The sequence below is a fragment of the Roseateles sp. genome (assembly GCF_036486225.1).
GTDB lineage: Bacteria > Pseudomonadota > Gammaproteobacteria > Burkholderiales > Burkholderiaceae_C > Roseateles.
The window spans coordinates 1-16,784 of record NZ_DASVNZ010000097.1 but is presented as its reverse complement, the minus strand read 5'-3'; the positions used below and the strand labels follow the sequence as shown (position 1 = coordinate 16,784).

At 69.1% G+C, this 16,784-nt stretch carries 12 protein-coding genes and 2 riboswitches; of the genes, 7 read left to right on the top strand and 5 right to left on the bottom strand.

Translation table 11 applies throughout. The features are described from left to right. The coding region (locus VF536_RS07345; RefSeq protein ID WP_331614158.1) for an MFS transporter at nucleotides 1–1,359 on the bottom strand (1,359 nt) is incomplete at its 3' end. A gap of 273 nt (nucleotides 1,360–1,632) precedes the next feature. Between VF536_RS07345 and VF536_RS07340 the strand changes: the two genes are divergently transcribed. Then, complete coding sequence (locus VF536_RS07340) at nucleotides 1,633–2,202, top strand: spore coat U domain-containing protein (RefSeq protein WP_331614157.1); 570 nt, start codon at nucleotides 1,633–1,635, stop codon at nucleotides 2,200–2,202. A gap of 112 nt (nucleotides 2,203–2,314) precedes the next feature. Here the strand turns inward: VF536_RS07340 and VF536_RS07335 are convergent, their stop codons facing one another. The 4 genes from VF536_RS07335 to gcvT all read right to left on the bottom strand — a co-directional run bounded on the left by VF536_RS07335 (nucleotide 2,315) and on the right by gcvT (nucleotide 8,416). Next, on the bottom strand, nucleotides 2,315–3,706 hold the full coding sequence (locus tag VF536_RS07335) for an L-serine ammonia-lyase (protein ID WP_331614156.1): 1,392 nt from the start codon (nucleotides 3,704–3,706) through the stop codon (nucleotides 2,315–2,317). Between the two features lie 66 nt (nucleotides 3,707–3,772). Continuing rightward, complete coding sequence (gcvP, locus tag VF536_RS07330) at nucleotides 3,773–6,664, bottom strand: aminomethyl-transferring glycine dehydrogenase (protein WP_331614155.1); 2,892 nt, start codon at nucleotides 6,662–6,664, stop codon at nucleotides 3,773–3,775. Between the two features lie 139 nt (nucleotides 6,665–6,803). After that, nucleotides 6,804–7,175 (bottom strand): glycine cleavage system protein GcvH, encoded by a 372-nt coding sequence (gene gcvH / locus VF536_RS07325; RefSeq protein ID WP_067273892.1) that lies wholly within the window; start codon nucleotides 7,173–7,175, stop codon nucleotides 6,804–6,806. Nucleotides 7,176–7,282: 107 nt separating this feature from the next. Then, a complete protein-coding gene (gene gcvT, locus VF536_RS07320) occupies nucleotides 7,283–8,416 on the bottom strand; it encodes a glycine cleavage system aminomethyltransferase GcvT (RefSeq protein WP_331614154.1) in 1,134 nt (377 codons plus the stop codon). 76 nt (nucleotides 8,417–8,492) lie between these two features. Then, nucleotides 8,493–8,612: riboswitch (glycine riboswitch) on the bottom strand. A 10-nt stretch (nucleotides 8,613–8,622) separates the two neighbouring features. Beyond that, a riboswitch (glycine riboswitch) is annotated at nucleotides 8,623–8,726 on the bottom strand. A gap of 87 nt (nucleotides 8,727–8,813) precedes the next feature. On the opposite strand from gcvT, the gene VF536_RS07315 reads away from it, so the two are divergent. The 6 genes from VF536_RS07315 to VF536_RS07290 form a co-directional block, all read left to right on the top strand. Beyond that, entirely contained in the window at nucleotides 8,814–10,466 is a 1,653-nt protein-coding gene (locus tag VF536_RS07315; protein ID WP_331614153.1) for a hypothetical protein, read from the top strand. A gap of 37 nt (nucleotides 10,467–10,503) precedes the next feature. Further along, the gene (locus VF536_RS07310) at nucleotides 10,504–11,163 is read left to right on the top strand and encodes a response regulator (RefSeq protein ID WP_088408195.1); all 660 of its coding nucleotides are present in this window, start codon (nucleotides 10,504–10,506) and stop codon (nucleotides 11,161–11,163) included. A 95-nt stretch (nucleotides 11,164–11,258) separates the two neighbouring features. After that, nucleotides 11,259–12,647, top strand: a complete 1,389-nt coding sequence (locus tag VF536_RS07305) for an ATP-binding protein (RefSeq protein WP_331614152.1) — start codon at nucleotides 11,259–11,261, stop codon at nucleotides 12,645–12,647. Nucleotides 12,648–12,927: 280 nt separating this feature from the next. Beyond that, nucleotides 12,928–14,520 carry a DegQ family serine endoprotease gene (locus VF536_RS07300; RefSeq protein ID WP_414710304.1) on the top strand — a complete coding sequence of 531 codons (1,593 nt, stop codon included), beginning with the start codon at nucleotides 12,928–12,930 and terminating at the stop codon, nucleotides 14,518–14,520. Between the two features lie 174 nt (nucleotides 14,521–14,694). Then, nucleotides 14,695–15,645, top strand: a complete 951-nt coding sequence (xerD, locus tag VF536_RS07295) for a site-specific tyrosine recombinase XerD (RefSeq protein WP_331614151.1) — start codon at nucleotides 14,695–14,697, stop codon at nucleotides 15,643–15,645. 110 nt (nucleotides 15,646–15,755) lie between these two features. After that, nucleotides 15,756–16,784: hypothetical protein (locus VF536_RS07290; protein ID WP_331614150.1), on the top strand; the 1,029-nt coding region annotated here is incomplete at its 3' end.

Genomic DNA, 16,784 nt, shown 5'->3' with positions numbered 1-16,784 from the left:
GAACGCCGCGCCGACCGCGAACGCCACGCGGTAGCCGCCCGCGAGCGCCGTGGGCATCGCCGCTCCCAGCGCGCCCAGTTCCGCCGTGCGCGCCGCCGCCAGGCTGGCCAGCACGGCCAGACCCAGCGAGCCGCCCATCATGAAGGACGTGTTCACCACGCCCGAGGCCAGTCCCGACTCGCTGGGCGCGACTTCGCTCATCGCGGCCAACAGCATCGGGTTGAATGCGACGCCCGCGCCCAGGCCCAGCAGCAGCATGCCCGGCAGCACGTCGATCCAGAAGCCGCCGTCCGCCGGAGCACGGGCGAACAGCGCCAACCCCAGCGCCGCCAATAGCAGCCCGCCGCACAACGGCTTGCGCAGCCCCAGCTTCATCACCAGCTTCGCCGACAGGCCCACGGAGAACGCCGCCATGATCAGGTTGGCCGGCAGGAAACCCAGGCCCACGTGCATCGCGTCGTATCCCAGCACGAGCTGCATGTACAGCGCCGACAGGAAGAACCACGCGAACATCGCCGCCGCCCACAGCACGCCGATCACGTTGGACACCGCCACGGACCGCAGCCGGAACAGCGACAGCGGCATCAGCGGATGCGCGACCTTCATCTCCAGCACGAGGAACGCGACCAGCAGCACGACCGCGATGCCGAGCAGTCCCAGCGTGCGCGCCGAGGTCCAACCCGCCTCGTTGCCATTGACCACGGCGTACACCGCGAGCATCAGCGACAGCGTGACCGTCACCGCGCCGGCCCAGTCCAGCGTCTCGTCCGGCGCCGTCGGGCCGCCTCGTTCGATCAGCCACAGGCACAGACCGATCACCGCTGCGCCGATCGGCAGGTTGACCAGAAAAATCCAGTGCCAGCTCAGCGTGCTGGTCAGCAGGCCGCCCAGCAGCACGCCGATGCTGCCGCCGCCTGCGCAGACGAAGCCGTAGACGCCCATGGCCTTGGCGCGTTCGCCGGGCTCGGTGAACATGTTCATGATCAGCGACAGCGAGATCGCCGACACCACGGCACCGCCCAGCCCCTGCACGGCGCGTGCCGCGACGAGCAGTTCCTGTGTGTGCGCCAGGCCGCAGGCCGCCGAGGCGGCCGTGAACAGCGCCAGGCCCGCCAGGAACATGCGCCGGTGGCCGTAGAGGTCGCCCAGCCGCCCGCCCAGCAGCATGAAACCGCCGAAAGTCAGCATGTAGGCGTTGACGACCCAGACCAGCGAGGTCTCGGTGAAACCCAGGTCGGCGCGGATCGAGGGCAGTGCCACGTTCACGATGGTCGTGTCCAGCACGATCATCAGCACGCCCAGGCAGAGCACGCCGAGGGCCAGCCAGCGTCGTCGTTTCGGATCAAGGTGGGATGTCATGAAATGAACCAGTTCGTCATCGATCGGAGGGTGTCTCTCCCCGCGACGGGCGGGCCTCCGTGAAATCGACACGGACGCGTTTGTAGCAGCGGGCGAGGGTGGCCCGCCAGTGCCGTTCGCCTGCCCGACGCGCGGTGCTGTCACCGGCTGTCAGCTGTCGGTCGATCGCCTACGCGGCGAGCCGACATCGCTGCACCGCGCGATGCGGCATGCCCGTCTGCCGCCGCAACCCACTGAGACGGAAGATTCGTTCCATCAACAGGGGGACACCACATGAGCACCACCAAGTACCTGAAAGCGATCCGCGCCGAACGCAACAGCGGGTTCAAGACCGCGATGCTGCTGAGCAGCCTCGCCATCGGCGCCGGCCTGATGTTCAGCGCGGTGCAGGAAGCACGCGGCGCCACGCCGGTGACCAACACCTTCCCGGTGACGGCCACGATCACCAGCTCCTGCACGGTGTCCGGTTCCAACCTGAACTTCGGTTCAGCGATCGATCCGCTGGTTGCCGGCACGCCGCTGGACGCCACGTCCACGCTGACCGTCACCTGCTCCAACACGACGCCCTACACGGTGGCGCTGAACGCCGGCGCGAACGCGGGCGGCGCGACCAACTTCACCAGCCGCACGATGAAGAGCGGTTCCGACACGCTGGGTTATCAGCTGTACCTGGACTCCGGCCGCAGCTCGGTCTGGGGCGACGGCACCGCGTCGTCCAGCGCCAAGAACGGCACCGGTTCGGGCTCGGCCCAGTCCTTGTCGGTCTACGGCCGCATCCCGTCGCTGGCCAGCGTCGTGCCGGGCAGCTACACGGACACCGTCACCGTGACGATCAGTTATTGAACCGTTTGCTCGAGTGCTGACAGCTTTCGCCGCCTGACTCGCGATTGATTCCGGCCAGCAGTACCGCCGGGGCACGCGAATCGGCCTCCCCCTCTGACACGTCGGCGGCGTGTCAGCACTCGACAATGTTCACCGCGAGACCGCCCCGGGCGGTCTCCTTGTATTTGGTCATCATGTCGGCGCCGGTCTCGCGCATGGTCTTGATGACCTTGTCCAGGCTCACGTGGTGCGTGCCGTCGCCGCGCAGCGCCATCCGCGCCGCGTTGATGGCCTTGACCGACGCGATCGCGTTGCGCTCGATGCAGGGGATCTGCACCAGGCCGCCGACCGGATCGCAGGTCAGCCCCAGGTGGTGCTCCATGCCGATCTCGGCCGCGTTCTCGGTCTGCGCCGGCGTGCCGCCCATCACCGCACACAGCGCGGCGGCAGCCATCGAACAGGCCACGCCCACCTCGCCCTGGCAGCCGACTTCGGCGCCCGAGATCGACGCGTTCTCCTTGTAGAGGATGCCGATCGCCGCGGCCGTCAGCAGGAAGTCGACGATGCCGTCCTCGTTGGCCGAATGCACGAAGCGCGCGTAGTAGTGCAGCACCGCCGGCACGATGCCGGCCGCGCCGTTGGTCGGCGCCGTCACGACGCGGCCGCCGGCGGCGTTCTCCTCGTTGACCGCCAGCGCATAGAGGTTGACCCAGTCCATCACCTGAAGCGGATCGCGCAAGGCGGCCTCCGGATGGGCGATCAGGTCGCGGTAGAGCGCGGCAGAGCGGCGCTTCACCTTGAAGCCTCCGGGCAGGATGCCCTCGGTGCGGCAGCCGCGCTGCACGCAGTCCTGCATCACCTGCCAGATCTTCAGCAGGCCGGCGCGGGTCTCCTCGTCGGGTCGCCAGTGGCGCTCGTTGCGCCGCATGATCTCGGCGATCGAGCAGCCTTCCTTCTCCGTCAGTTCGAGCAGCTCCGCGCCCGACTTGAAAGGATAGGGCAGCACGGTCGTGTCCGGCGCGATCTGCTTCTGCTTGCTGCCGTCGGCCAGCACTTCCTCGCTCACGACGAAGCCGCCGCCCACCGAGTAGTACACGCGGTTCTGGATCTCGATGCCTTCGGCGTCGTAGGCGATCAGCCGCATGCCGTTGGCGTGCAGCGGCAGGCTCTGACGGCGGTACATGACGAGGTCGCGCGCTTCGTCGAAAGCCACGACGTGGTCGCCGCCTAGCGCGATGCGCTTGTCGTTGCGGATGCCCTCGAGGATCCCGGGAATCGACTCGATGTCGACGGTGTCGGGCTCGTGCCCGGCCAGGCCGAGCAGCACCGCCTTGTCCGAGCCGTGGCCCTTGCCGGTCGCGCCCAGCGAGCCGTACAGCGCCGTGGCGACGCGCACGGTGCGATCGAGCACGCCCTCATGCCGCAGGCGTTGCACGAACATGCGTGCGGCGCGCATCGGACCGACGGTATGCGAGCTTGACGGCCCGATGCCGATCTTGAAGAGGTCGAAGACGGAGACTGCCATGGCGAACCTCGTGGGTAATGACGACCGGATCCCCGCGCTTGTGACGCGAGGACCGGCTATTCCCGATCACTCGTCGGCGTAAGCCGACAGCGGCGGGCAGGAGCAGACCAGGTTGCGGTCGCCGTAGACGTTGTCCACGCGGCCGACCGGCGACCAGTACTTCACGTGGCGCAGTGCCGGCACCGGGTAGGCGGCGTCGTCGCGGCTGTAGCCGTGGGCCCACTCGGTCTTGAGCAGGCTTTCGGCCGTGTGCGGCGCATTGACCAGCGGGTTGTCCGTCTTGGACCAGGCGCCGGACTCGACCTTGGCGATCTCCTCGCGGATCTGGATCATCGCGGCGATGAAGCGGTCCAGCTCGAACTTCGATTCGCTCTCGGTCGGCTCGACCATCAGCGTGCCCGCGACCGGGAACGACAGCGTCGGCGCGTGGAAGCCGTAGTCGATCAGGCGCTTGGCGACGTCCTCGGCGGAGATGCCCGAGCTGTCCTTCAGCGGACGCAGGTCCAGGATGCACTCGTGGGCCACGCCGCCGCCCTTGACGCCGTCGATGTTGCCGCTGAAGTGGATGTCGTAATGGTCGGACAGGCGCGCGGCCACGTAGTTGGCCGACAGGATCGCGGTCTCGGTCGCGGCCTTGAGGCCGACCTCGCCCATCATGCGGATGTACATCCACGAGATCGGCAGCACCGCCGCGTTGCCCAGCGGTGCGGCGGAGACGGCGCCGATGGCGGTCTTCTCGCCCAGGCCGGCCGCGCGGTGCGCCGGCAGGAAGGGCACGAGGTCCTCGACCACGCAGACCGGGCCGACGCCCGGGCCGCCGCCGCCGTGCGGGATGCAGAAGGTCTTGTGCAGGTTCAGGTGGGACACGTCGCCGCCGAACTGGCCCGGCGCGGCGATGCCGACCAGCGCGTTCATGTTGGCGCCGTCGACGTACACGCGACCGCCGTGTTCATGCACCAGCGCGCAGATCTCCTTGACGTGCGTGTCGAACACGCCGTACGTCGAGGGGTAGGTGATCATGATCGCGGCCAGGTTGGCGCTGTGCTGCTCGCACTTGGCCTTCAGGTCGGCCAGGTCGATGTTGCCTTCCTTGTCGCACTTGGTGACCACGACCTGCATGCCCACCATCTGCGCCGAGGCCGGGTTGGTGCCGTGCGCCGATTCCGGGATCAGGCAGATCTTGCGGTGCGCGTCGCCGCGCGACTCATGCCAGGCCTTGATGATCAGCAGGCCGGCGTACTCGCCTTGCGAGCCGGCGTTGGGCTGCAGCGAGACGCCCGCGTAGCCGGTCGCCTGGCACAGCCAGGCGGTGAGCTGCTGGTCGAGCTGCGCGTAGCCCTGCAGCTGGCTCTGCGGCGCGAAGGGATGCACCTGCGCGAACTCGGGCCAGGTGATGGGGATCATCTCGCTGGTCGCGTTCAGCTTCATCGTGCACGAGCCCAGCGGGATCATGCTGCGGTCCAGCGCCAGGTCCTTGTCGGACAGCAGGCGGATGTAGCGCAGCATCTCCGTTTCGGAGTGATGGATGTTGAAGATCGGGTGCGTCAGGTAGGCGCTGGTGCGCGACAGCGCGGTCGGGATCAGCGTGGAGGCCGAGGCGCCCGCGAAGGCGTCCGCGACCGGCTTGCCTTCGGCGAAGACCGTCAGCAGCGCTTGCACGTCGGCGCGGGTGGTCGTCTCGTCAAGTGTCAGGCTGATGCTGTCCTCGCTGGCGCGGCGCAGGTTCATGCCGGCGGCGACGGCGGCGGCCAGCACCGGGCCGGTGTGCGCGCCGGTCTTCACGTGCAGCGTGTCGAACGAGGTTTCGTGTACCAGCGTCAGGCCCAGCGCCTTCAGGCCCTGCGCCAGCACGGCGGCGTAGGCGGCGACGCGTTGCGCGATGCGCTTCAGACCTTGCGGGCCGTGATAGACCGCGTACATGCTGGCCACGACGGCCGGCAGCACCTGCGCGGTACAGATGTTGGAGGTGGCCTTCTCGCGGCGGATGTGCTGCTCGCGGGTCTGCAGCGACAGGCGGTAGGCGGGCTTGCCGTGCGAGTCGACGGACACGCCGACCAGGCGGCCCGGCAGCGAGCGCTTGAACTCGTCTCGGCAGGCCATGTAGGCGGCGTGGGGGCCGCCGGCGCCCATCGGCATGCCGAAGCGCTGCGTGGTGCCCACGGCGATGTCGGCGCCTTGCTCGCCGGGCGACGCGATCAGCGTCAGCGCCAGCAGGTCGGCGGCGGCCACCAGCAGGCCGCCCTGCGCGTGCACCGCGTCGGCGATCGCCTGCAGCGGACGCACCACGCCGGTCACGCCCGGGTACTGCACCAGCGCGCCGAAGCATTCGGTCTTGCCGGCGTCCTCGGCCTTGCCGACTTGGACGGTGATGCCCAGCGGCTCGGCGCGGGTGCGCACGACTTCCAGCGTCTGCGGCAGCACGTCGTCGGCGACGAAGAACACCTGGCTCTTGCTCTTGCCCATGCGCGCGGCCAGCGTCATGCCTTCGGCGGCGGCGGTGGCCTCGTCCAGCATCGACGCGTTGGCGATGGCCATGCCGGTCAGGTCGCAGACCATGGTCTGGAAGTTGACCAGCGCTTCCATGCGGCCTTGCGAGATCTCGGCCTGGTAGGGCGTGTAGGCGGTGTACCAGGCGGGGTTCTCGAGGATGTTGCGCAGGATCACGCCCGGCGTGAGGGTGCCGTGGTAACCCTGGCCGATGAAGCTCTTCAGGATCTGGTTCTTGCCCGCGATGGCCTTGAGTTCGGCCAGCGCCTGCGACTCGGTCACGGCGTCCGGCAGGTCCATCTTCGCGGCGCGTTTGATGGCGGCCGGGACGATGGCGTCGATCAGCGCGGCGCGCGACGCGGCGCCGATGGCCGACAGCATCAGCGTCTCGTCATGGGCGTCGGGGCCGATGTGACGGGCGTGGAACTCGGCAGCGTTTTCAAGTTCGGCGAACGAGGGCAGGGCGGACATGGCGGGGGCGTTCCTGGAGAGGGAAAGTCTTTGGCGTCGGGGTGTGGAGTCGGGAGGGGCCGCTAGGCGCAAGCCGCAGCCATAGCAGCGCTATGGCGAGGACTTGCAACGACGCGGACTGCCCGACTCCGCAGCCCGATCAGCTGTTCTTGACGAGCTCGTCGTAGGCCGTCGTGTCCATCAGCGCATCCAGCTCCGACGGGTTGGACAGCTTGACCTTGAAGAACCAGCCGGTCTTCAGCGGGTCGGTGTTGGCCAGCGACGGGTCGGCGCGCAGCGCCTCGTTGACCTCGACGATCTCGCCGGAGACCGGCGCGTAGACGTCCGCGGCGGCCTTGACCGACTCGACCACGCCGGCCACTTCCTTGGCGGCGAAGGACTTGCCGACGTCGGGCAGGTCCACGAACACGACGTCGCCCAGCGCGTCCTGCGCATGGACCGTGATGCCCACGGTGGCGATGCCGTCGGTGGTGTCGACCCACTCGTGGTCGGACGTGTACTTGATGCTCATGGAGAGGCTCCGTGCTACCTGATGGTTGCTGAAGGTTGAAAGGGGAAACGTGAATCAGCGTGATTCAGCGCAATCCAGCGGGATCCGGTGCGAGCCGGAATCGCGGATCAGCCGCGGAAGTATCCGTTGGGCGTGAACGGTGTGGAAGAGACCGTCATCGGGGTGCGCTTGCCGCGCACTTCGGCGAAGAGTTCCGTGCCCAGCGCCGCGTACGGCGTCTGCACGTAGGCCAGCGCGACCGGCTTGCCGACCGTCGGGCCCAGCGTGCCGCTGGTGACGACGCCGATCTCCACGCCGTCGGCGTTGACGAGCTTGGCGCCCTCGCGCACCGGCATGCGTTCCGAGCTCACCAGGCCCACGCGCTTGCGCGCGGCGCCTTCGGCGAACTGTCTGTCGATGACCGCCGCGCCCGGATAGCCGCCGGCACGGGCGCCGCCGGCGCGACGCACCTTCTGGATCGCCCAGGTCAGCGAGGCCTCGACCGGGGTGGTGGTCGTGTCGATGTCATGGCCGTACAGGCACAGGCCGGCTTCCAGGCGCAGCGAGTCGCGCGCGCCCAGGCCGATGGGCATCACTTCGGGTTGGGCCAGCAGCTTGCGGGCCAGTTCCACCGAGCGGTCCGCGGGGACCGAGATCTCGTAGCCGTCCTCGCCGGTGTAGCCCGAACGGGTCACGAAGGTGGGGATGCCGTCCAGTTCGAAGAAACCACCGGTCATGAAGACCAGCTTGGCGACGTCGGCGTTCAGGCGCGACAGCGCCGTCACCGCCTGCGGTCCTTGCAGCGCCAGCAGCGCCTGGTCCGGCAGCGGACGCACTTCGCAGCGGCCCGACAGGTGCTTCTGCATATGGGCGATGTCCTGGTCGCGGCAGCCGGCATTGACCACGACGAACAGGCCGTCGGTGCGGCGCGCGACCATCAGGTCGTCGAGGATGCCGCCGTCGTCGGCGGTGAAGAGCGCGTAGCGCTGCTTGAACATCCCGAGGTCGACGATGTCGACGGGGACCAGCGTCTCCAGCGCGGCGGCGGCGTCGTCGCCGACCAGCAGCACCTGACCCATGTGGGACACGTCGAACAGGCCGGCCTGGGCGCGCGCATGCTTGTGTTCGGCCATCACGCCGGCGGGGTACTGGACCGGCATGTCGTAGCCGGCGAAGGGCACCATCTTGGCGCCGAGTTCGACGTGGAGCGCGTGCAGCGGGGTCTTGTGCAGGGGCGTGTTCAGGGCTTGGTCGGCGGACATGTCTGGCTCCGAGGGCATTCGTCATGACCACCCCGACTGTGAACCGGTCACGTACCGGTCACCTCAAGGTGGGGGAGATGCCCTCGCTGTCCGCTTTACCTGAGAGATTGGCCGTCGGCGGTTGACCGGCGGCTTGCCCCTTCGGTGGACGGGCTCGACCGTGAGGTCCGCCCCGCCTCTCTCCAGTGAGGACGCCCGATGTCTCGAGCGTTTCGTCAGTCCTTTTGCCTGAGCGTTCGCAGCGTGGGATCTCCAGTGCCACTGCGCCTTCGGCGGCTCCCGCGAGGGAGCTCTCTCCTGACAGCGCGCATTGTAGTCATGGAATGAGCGAACCGATGGTGTCGTGTGACTACCTAGCCTCACGGGCCCCCCGGGGTCGTTCATGAAGGAAAGCAGCATGCCCTCAGTCCCCCAAGTCTCATTCCCGCTCGGCCACACGTTTCGTGGGGACCACGCGGATGAAACGGCCACGAGCGAACGCCCGGTCGATGAGGTGATTGACGCCGCCGGATCTGCCAATGCGACTCGAGAGGTGGGGCGGGCGAGAGCGACCGCCGTGCATCGTCGCGCGATGTTCGTCCACCATGCGAAGTCGCCATCTGCGGTTTTCCGCGGGCCGGTCGAGTCGACCCCGGCGCGCTTCCAGGCGCCGGCCGGGGATGTCCGGGTCGATGACCCGCGAGATCGTCGTGTCGACGAACTTGCTGATGTGATGCGCGCACCCGCGGTACAGGCGGCGATGGGCGATCTCGTTGCGCGCTTGACGAGGAAGACGGGGCTGCGAGGCTGGTGGCAGAAGCGGTTCGGACAGCCCAAGATCGCCTCTTTGTGCCAGATCGCCGACCGGCTGACGGATGCCGTCGACGCGGCCATGGCATCGCGCATGGCGACGCGGCAAGGAGACCGGGCACAGACGGCTCGGGCGAATGTGGCCTACCGCTTGATCATGACCTGTTTCCAGGGACTGCCGCCCCGGGAACAGCAGCGTTGGCGGAGCCGTACGACCAGCAGACATGTCGGCACCTACGCGGCTGCGCAGCGGGAGCTTCGGCGACGGGAAGAAACGACGCCCGAGGTGTTTGGCGTCGATGGGTCGAGCTACCACCGCAATGTCGATCTGGCGAATGTGCTGTGGGCGCTTCGGACAGCGACCCACACTCTGACTTCAGTGCCACGAGTGTCGCCACCTGCCAGCGTTCCGCCCGTTCAAGGCGGGCACTCCGGTGTGCAGGAGGCGCCCACGTTGCAGCCCCCCGCACTGCGCCCTGCGCACGCGTCCCTGGAGGCGCGCAGCCATGGAACTTTGGATGACGCGATGACGAACGCCGTTGGGCCCCGCGCCAGGTTTTTTCACCGCGGAACGCGACCCCCTTTCCTGATGAGCGACCGGGGCGCGAAGAACGAAGGTCTTGCGCCGCTGGCTCAAGCCGAGTCGTCGGAGTTGCCGGAGCCGGGCTCGCCCCGGATCTCCCCGGCGCGGTCCAACGACGCTTGGCCAGCCTTGAAAGGGGCGATGGCGTCCGTTCCGCCACCGCCACTGCCCCAGCCACTGCCACCGGCGTTGACCCTCGAAGAGACGAATGAGTTGTTCAACACCGTCGGTCTTGGCCTCGCCGAACTGTCTCGTCGTTTGAGCGCGCCACGTTCATGGAAGGAGCGGTGGCTGCCGCGGTGTCTGCGTACGAGGCCGAAACCCGACAAGAACGCGATTCTCAAGTGGGCGAAGTACGTTGGCGGGCTGGCGGTTGACATGACGGCGGGCAGGAGCGACGCGGCGGGATGCCAGACTGCGATCCTTGATGTGCTGCGTGCGCATGCGGACGATCGATACCGGTTGAGCGCGCCGAGCGGGCAGGCCCGTTGGTCCTGGCGCCTGAAAGATCCGAAAGGCATGTTTGGCGCGGCCCAGGCGCAGTTGGCGCAAGAGGACGCAAAGTTGGGCGCGTTCTGGCAGGGGCAGAACAGACCGAATCCGTCTGAATGGGCCCGGGAACGTGAGCGGCTGGATGCGGCAAGCCGGCTGCTGACGGCGTTCGCGATGGGAAAGTGAACCGGCGGCCCCTGCGCGCGCGTGCACAATCGCGCCCATGCGACTCCTGCTGGTGGAAGACGACCTCATGATCGGCGAGCAACTGCTCGAGCTGCTGCGCGCCGAGGGTTATGCCGTGGACTGGGTGCGTGACGGCGAGATCGCCGACACCGCGCTGCAGTCCCAGACCTACGACCTGGTGATCCTGGACCTGGGCCTGCCCAAGCGCGACGGCATGAGCGTGCTGCAGGCGCTGCGCGGCCGCAAGCAGGCGGTGCCGGTGCTGATCGCCACGGCGCGCGACGCGACCGCCCAGCGCGTGGCCGGGCTGGACGCCGGCGCGGACGACTACGTGCTCAAGCCCTTCGAGCTCGACGAGCTCCTGGCCCGCATCCGCGCGCTGCTGCGTCGCGCCGCCGGGCGCGCCGAGCCGGTCTACGAGCACATGGGCGTCAGCATCAATCCCGCCACGCGCGAAGTCACCGCCAACGGCCATCCGGTCACCCTGTCCCAGCGCGAGTGGGCGGTGCTGGAGCCGCTGCTGGCGCGTCCCGGCATGGTGCTCTCGCGCCAGCAGCTCGAGGAGAAACTCTACGGCTGGAAGGACGAGATCAGCAGCAACGCCGTCGAGGTCTACATCCACGGCCTGCGCAAGAAGCTCGGCGCGGAGCTGATCCAGAACGTGCGCGGCGTGGGATACCGCGTGCCCAAGGAATGACGGCGGAACGGAAGGCGGACGCCAGGGCCGGAACGGACGCCCGCGGGCGCCTCGGCTGGCGTTGGAGTCGGAGGTTCAGCAGGAGCTTCGGCCGCATGCAGTGGCTGCCGAGCTCGCTGCGCTACCGCCTGCTGCTGTTCCTGCTGGGCGCGGTGCTGACCGGCGCGCTCGTGCAGGGCATGAGCGCCTACCGCAACGCGCTGATGGAGACCGACGAGATCTTCGACTACCAGATGCAGCAGGTGGCGCTCTCGCTGCGCGCGGGCATGGGCACCGGCCTGCCGCTGCCGCTCGGCGAAGAGCAGAGCATCGACCTGATCGTGCAGGTCTGGGGCCTGGACGGCACGCCGCTGTACCGCTCGGCCGGACCGGACTGGCTGCCGCAGCGCGCGGTGCTGGGCTTCTCCAACGTCGCGCTGCGCGGCAAGCGGTACCGGGTCTTCGCGGTGCAGGGGCGTTTCCAGGTCGTGCAGGTGGCCCAGGACATCGCCGTGAGACAGCGCATGGCCGGGCAGCTCGCGTGGCGCACCGTGCTGCCCACCGCGCTCATGCTGCCGATGCTGGCGCTGGTCGTGTGGTGGGTGGTGTCGCACTCGCTGGCGCCGCTGGAGCGGGTGCGCCAGCAGCTCTCGCGCCGCGCGGCGCAAGACCTGGCCCCGGTCGACGAGGAGGACGTGCCCGCCGAAGTGCAGCCGCTGGTCACCGAGCTCAACGCGCTGCTGGACCGCGTGCGCCAGGCTTTCGAGCAGCAGCAGCACTTCGTCGCCGATGCCGCGCATGAGCTGCGCTCCCCGCTGGCGGCCCTGAAGCTCCAGCTGCAGTCGCTGCGTCGCGCGCCGGACGAGGGCGCGCGCGCCCAGGCGCTGGAGAAACTCGGCCTGGGCATCGACCGGGCGTCGCATCTGATCGAGCAACTGCTGGCGCTGGCGCGCCAGGACAGCGCGAAGGTGCAGGCTCCCGCGCAGCCGATCGCGCTGGACGTGCTGTGCCGGAACGCCGTCATCGACGGCGCCACGCTGGCGCAGGGGCGGGGCATCGACCTCGGCATGGAGCGCTGCGACGCGGTGCTGGTCGACGGTCACCGCGAGGCGCTGACGATGCTGCTGCGCAACCTGCTCGACAACGGCATCAAGTACGGCCGCAGCCGCGTGGACCTGAGTCTGGAACGCAGCGGCGGCCAGGCCTTGCTGGTGGTCGAGGACGACGGCCCCGGCATTCCCGATGCCGAACGGACGCGCGTGTTCGACCGCTTCTACCGGTCCGAATCGCAGGCGCAGCAGGCGCCGGGCAGCGGCCTCGGCCTGGCGCTGGTGCGCAGCATCGCCGACGACCACGGCGCCACGCTGCGTCTGGGCCACAGCACCGCGCTGGGCGGCCTGCGCGTCGAGCTGGCGATGCCGCTCTCCCGCGCGCCGATGCCGATGCCGATCCCGCAGGCTGTGCTGCCGCCTCCCGCCCAGCCGCCCGCTCTCCCGCCCGCCTGACCCCGAGATCAACGAGTGCCTGAACCCGAGGTCAACGAGCCTCTGTGGGGCCGGAAGGGTGCTGGGGGTTCGCGGACGCGATGCCCCCTGCTCCCTGGAGAGCCCGCGCCAGGCATGACGGAGTCAAGCGGCCTCCCACCCCGCTTTACCGGTCCTTCACCGCCCCTCACCCGGGCATTAAGAGCGACCTAAGCGAAGCTGCTCAAACTTCGAGTCATCGAGTCGGTGCCGAGGCCTTCATGGTCTTGGCCGGCGACTCTCAGCGAACCTGGAGGTTCAGATGACTCAAGTGGAGAAGATGATTCCGGTGAAGAAGCTTGTGTGGGCGCTGGCCGCCGCTGGCGTGCTGGGTGTGACGGGTGGGGCGCTCGCGATGCGCACCGCCAAGCTGACGCCGGTGGCGCAGACCTCGGCGGACGGCGGTTCGATGTCAGGCGGTTCGTCGGGAGATACGCAGGTGGCCGCAGCCACGACGCCGCTGGCGAACGCGGCCGCGCCGGCTGCGGCCTTCACTCCCCCGCCCGCGGGCATGCCCGATTTTGCGCAGATCGCCGCGGCGCAAGGCCCGGCGGTGGTCAACATCAGCGTCTCCGGCACGGTGAAGACCCGGGCCGCGCGCGCGCCGCAGATCGATCCCGACGATCCGTTCTACGAGTTCTTCCGCCGCTTCGGGGTGCCGGGCATGCCCGGCGGTCCGAATGGTGGTGGCGGCGACGGCGGCAGCCGCGAGATCCGCGGCCAGGGCTCCGGCTTCATCGTCAGCGCCGACGGCGTGATCCTCACCAACGCGCACGTGGTGCAGGACGCGCAGGAAGTGGTCGTCAAGCTGACCGACCGCCGTGAGTACCGGGCCAAGGTCCTGGGCAGCGACAAGTCGACCGACGTGGCCGTGCTCAAGATCGAGGCCAAGAACCTGCCGACCGTCCGCCTGGGCGCGACCAAGGACCTGCGCGTGGGCGAATGGGTGCTGGCGATCGGCTCGCCCTTCGGCTTCGAGAACAGCGTCAGCGCCGGCGTGATCAGCGCCAAGGGCCGCTCGCTGGGCCCGGACGAGAGCCGCGTGCCCTTCCTGCAGACGGACGTCGCGATCAACCCCGGCAACTCCGGCGGCCCGCTGTTCAATGCGCGCGGCGAGGTGGTCGGCATCAACTCGCAGATCTACAGCGCGTCGGGCGGCTACCAGGGCCTGTCGTTCGCCATTCCCGTCGAGGTGGCCACCAAGGTCCGCCAGCAGATCGAGAAGGGCGGCAAGGTGCAGCACGCCAAGCTCGGCGTGATGGTGCAGGAAGTCAACCAGGGCTTCGCCGACTCCTTCAAGCTGGACCGGCCCGAGGGCGCGCTGGTCGCCAACGTCGAGGACGACGGACCGGCCGCGAAGGCGGGCCTGCGTTCGGGTGATGTGATCCTCGGCTACAAGGGCCAGCGCATCGTCTCCAGCGGCGACCTGCCGGCGCTGGTGGATCAATCGCTGCCCGGCGACAAGGTCGACATCGACGTCTGGCGCAACGGCAAGCGCGAGACGATCACCGCCACCCTCGGCGACGCGAACGAGAAGGGCGCCAAGCTCGCCAAGGGCGGCGGCGGCGATGTGGACGCAGACCACGCCAAGCTGGGCCTGGCCCTGCGGCCGCTGCAGCCCGAGGAGCGCCGCCAGCTCGGCACCCGCGACGGGCTGCTGATCCAGGAGGTGGGCGAAGGCAGTGCCGCGGCGCGCGCGGGCGTGCGTCCCGGCGACGTGCTGCTGGCCGTCAACGGCACGCCGGTGCAGTCGCTCGATCAGGTGCGCAGCGCGGTCAAGGGCGCGGAGAAGTCGGTCGCGCTGCTCGTGCAGCGGGGCGGCGACAAGATCTTCGTGCCGGTCCGCATCGGCTGAGGTCGCGCCGGGTTCTTCCGTCTCTTTCCTGTGTCTCCGCCGGCCTCCCGGGGCCGGCCCCAGTCCCAACCAACCGCTGCCTGTGGCGGTTGCTCCGTAGGGCCCGCGCGTGGTGGCGCGGGCCCTTTTTTTACGTCGCGAGCCGGGTCCTGCGGCGCTGGCATCATGCGCGGCATGCCATTGCCTTCCGACGTCCTTCCCGCTGACGAACCGCCCGTGAGGTCCGAGGCGCGCGAACGCAGCCAACGCGCCGTCGACGCCTTCATCGAGTCGCTCTGGATCGAGGAAGGCCTGTCGCGCAACACGCAACTGGCGTATCGGCGCGATCTGCAGCTGCTCGCCGACTGGTCGGCCGCGGAGCGCCAGCGCGCGCTGGACCAGATCGAGGAACTCGACCTGATGGCCTACGCCACCTCCCGCCATGACGGCGGCAAGGCGAGCTCGGCGAACCGGCGGCTCTCGGTCTTCAAGCGTTACTTCCGCTGGGCGCTGCGCGAGCGCCGCATCGAGCGCGATCCCACGCTCAAGCTGATCACGGCCAAGCAGCCGATGCGCGTGCCCAAGACCCTGTCGCAGCAGCAGGTCGAGGCGCTGCTGGCCGCGCCCGACGTGGGCACCGCGCAGGGCCTGCGCGACCGCGCGATGCTCGAGCTCATGTACGCGAGCGGGCTGCGCGTGACCGAGCTGGTGACGCTCAAGAGCGTGCACGTGGGCCTGCGCGAAGCCGTGCTGCGCGTGACCGGCAAGGGCGACAAGGAGCGCATGGTGCCGTTCGGCGAGGAGGCGCATGCCTGGCTGATGCGCTACCTGAAGGAAGGCCGGCCGCAACTGCTCAGCGCCCGAGGCACCGACGACCTGTTCCTCAGCCGTTTCGGCCAGGCGATGACGCGCGAGAGCTTCTGGCGCATCGTCAAGAAGTACGCCCTCATCGCGGGGATCACGAGTCCGATCTCCCCGCACACGCTGCGGCATGCCTTCGCCACCCACCTGCTCAACCATGGCGCGGATCTGCGCGCGGTCCAGCTGCTGCTGGGCCATGCGGACCTGTCGACCACGCAGATCTACACGCACGTGGCCCGGGAGCGCCTCAAGCAGCTGCACGCGGCGCATCACCCGCGCGGTTGAGGTGTTCGCGCGACGCTGCGAACCCCTCGGGGAGGTTGGCGCACAAATCCGCTACCTCTGATCATCCGGAGCGTGACGCATGTGCCTGATGCGAAGCGCCCGCCGCTCGCATGTTCTTCAACACGCTTCCTTTCCAGCCGCATCCGACGGGCAGTCCGTGGGACGCGAGCCGGGCAATGCCGATGATGCCGTCGTCGTTCCACATGCCGGACATGTGCTGCCCGACGTCTCTGGCCCACGGTCTCCACCCGCAGCACCTGCTGCCGCTGTTGGCCGCGCAGCTTGGCGGCTGGCTCGACCAGGTGGTGCCGCCGCTCGTCAACGCCGCGATGATGCCCATGGCCTGGCCGTCGCCGCTCGGCTGGCCGGTTCCCGCCAGATCCATGGCACCGATGACCCCGGTGTTGCAGGGTGCGCTTCCCGACATGGGACCGGGCATGAACCCCGCCCATGTGATCGGCGCCTTGCAGGGGCTGTGCGAGCGCAAGGTCACCGATGTCGTCGTCGCGCACGGCGGCGCCCAGGCGCTGCCGCCGCTCCTGAAACTGCTCGACAGGCCTGCCGCGGTCTGCCGTTGCGAACTGCCTTCGCCCGGCGGATGGGTGACGGGCACCATCACGCGCCATCCCTTGCCGAAGGAGGACGGTCACTGGTTGATGGAAGTCGATCTGTCGCAGGCGGGCCGGCGCATGCAGTCGCAATGGATCCGGGTGCACGAAGCGCGGGCCGATCCCCGTTCGCCGGAGCACTTCCATGGCGACATGGCGCGCGTTTTCGAGGGATTCACGCAGCGGCTCGAACGGGGCGAGCATGCGCAGATGAGCACCTTCTGCGAGGACGGCGCGACCCGGTCGGGCGCGGCGATCGCGCTGATGCACGCCATGGGCCGCCAGCGCGAGCTCGACGAGGTGGCGCGCGAGGGGCTCGCGCCGATGCCGACGTCGCGCGATCGGGCGGAGGATCTGGCGAGCTTCCTCGAAGCGGCGCGGACACATCGCGGCCCCGCTTTCGCGCAGGGACAGGAGGGCCTGATCAACGCAGCGGCGGCGCGGGTGGCGCCGCCCCCAACCGACCCCGACCCCGCACTGCTGGACGCGCCGGTGCCCGCCAGTCTGCCCTCGCCGCTGAAGCCGAGCGCT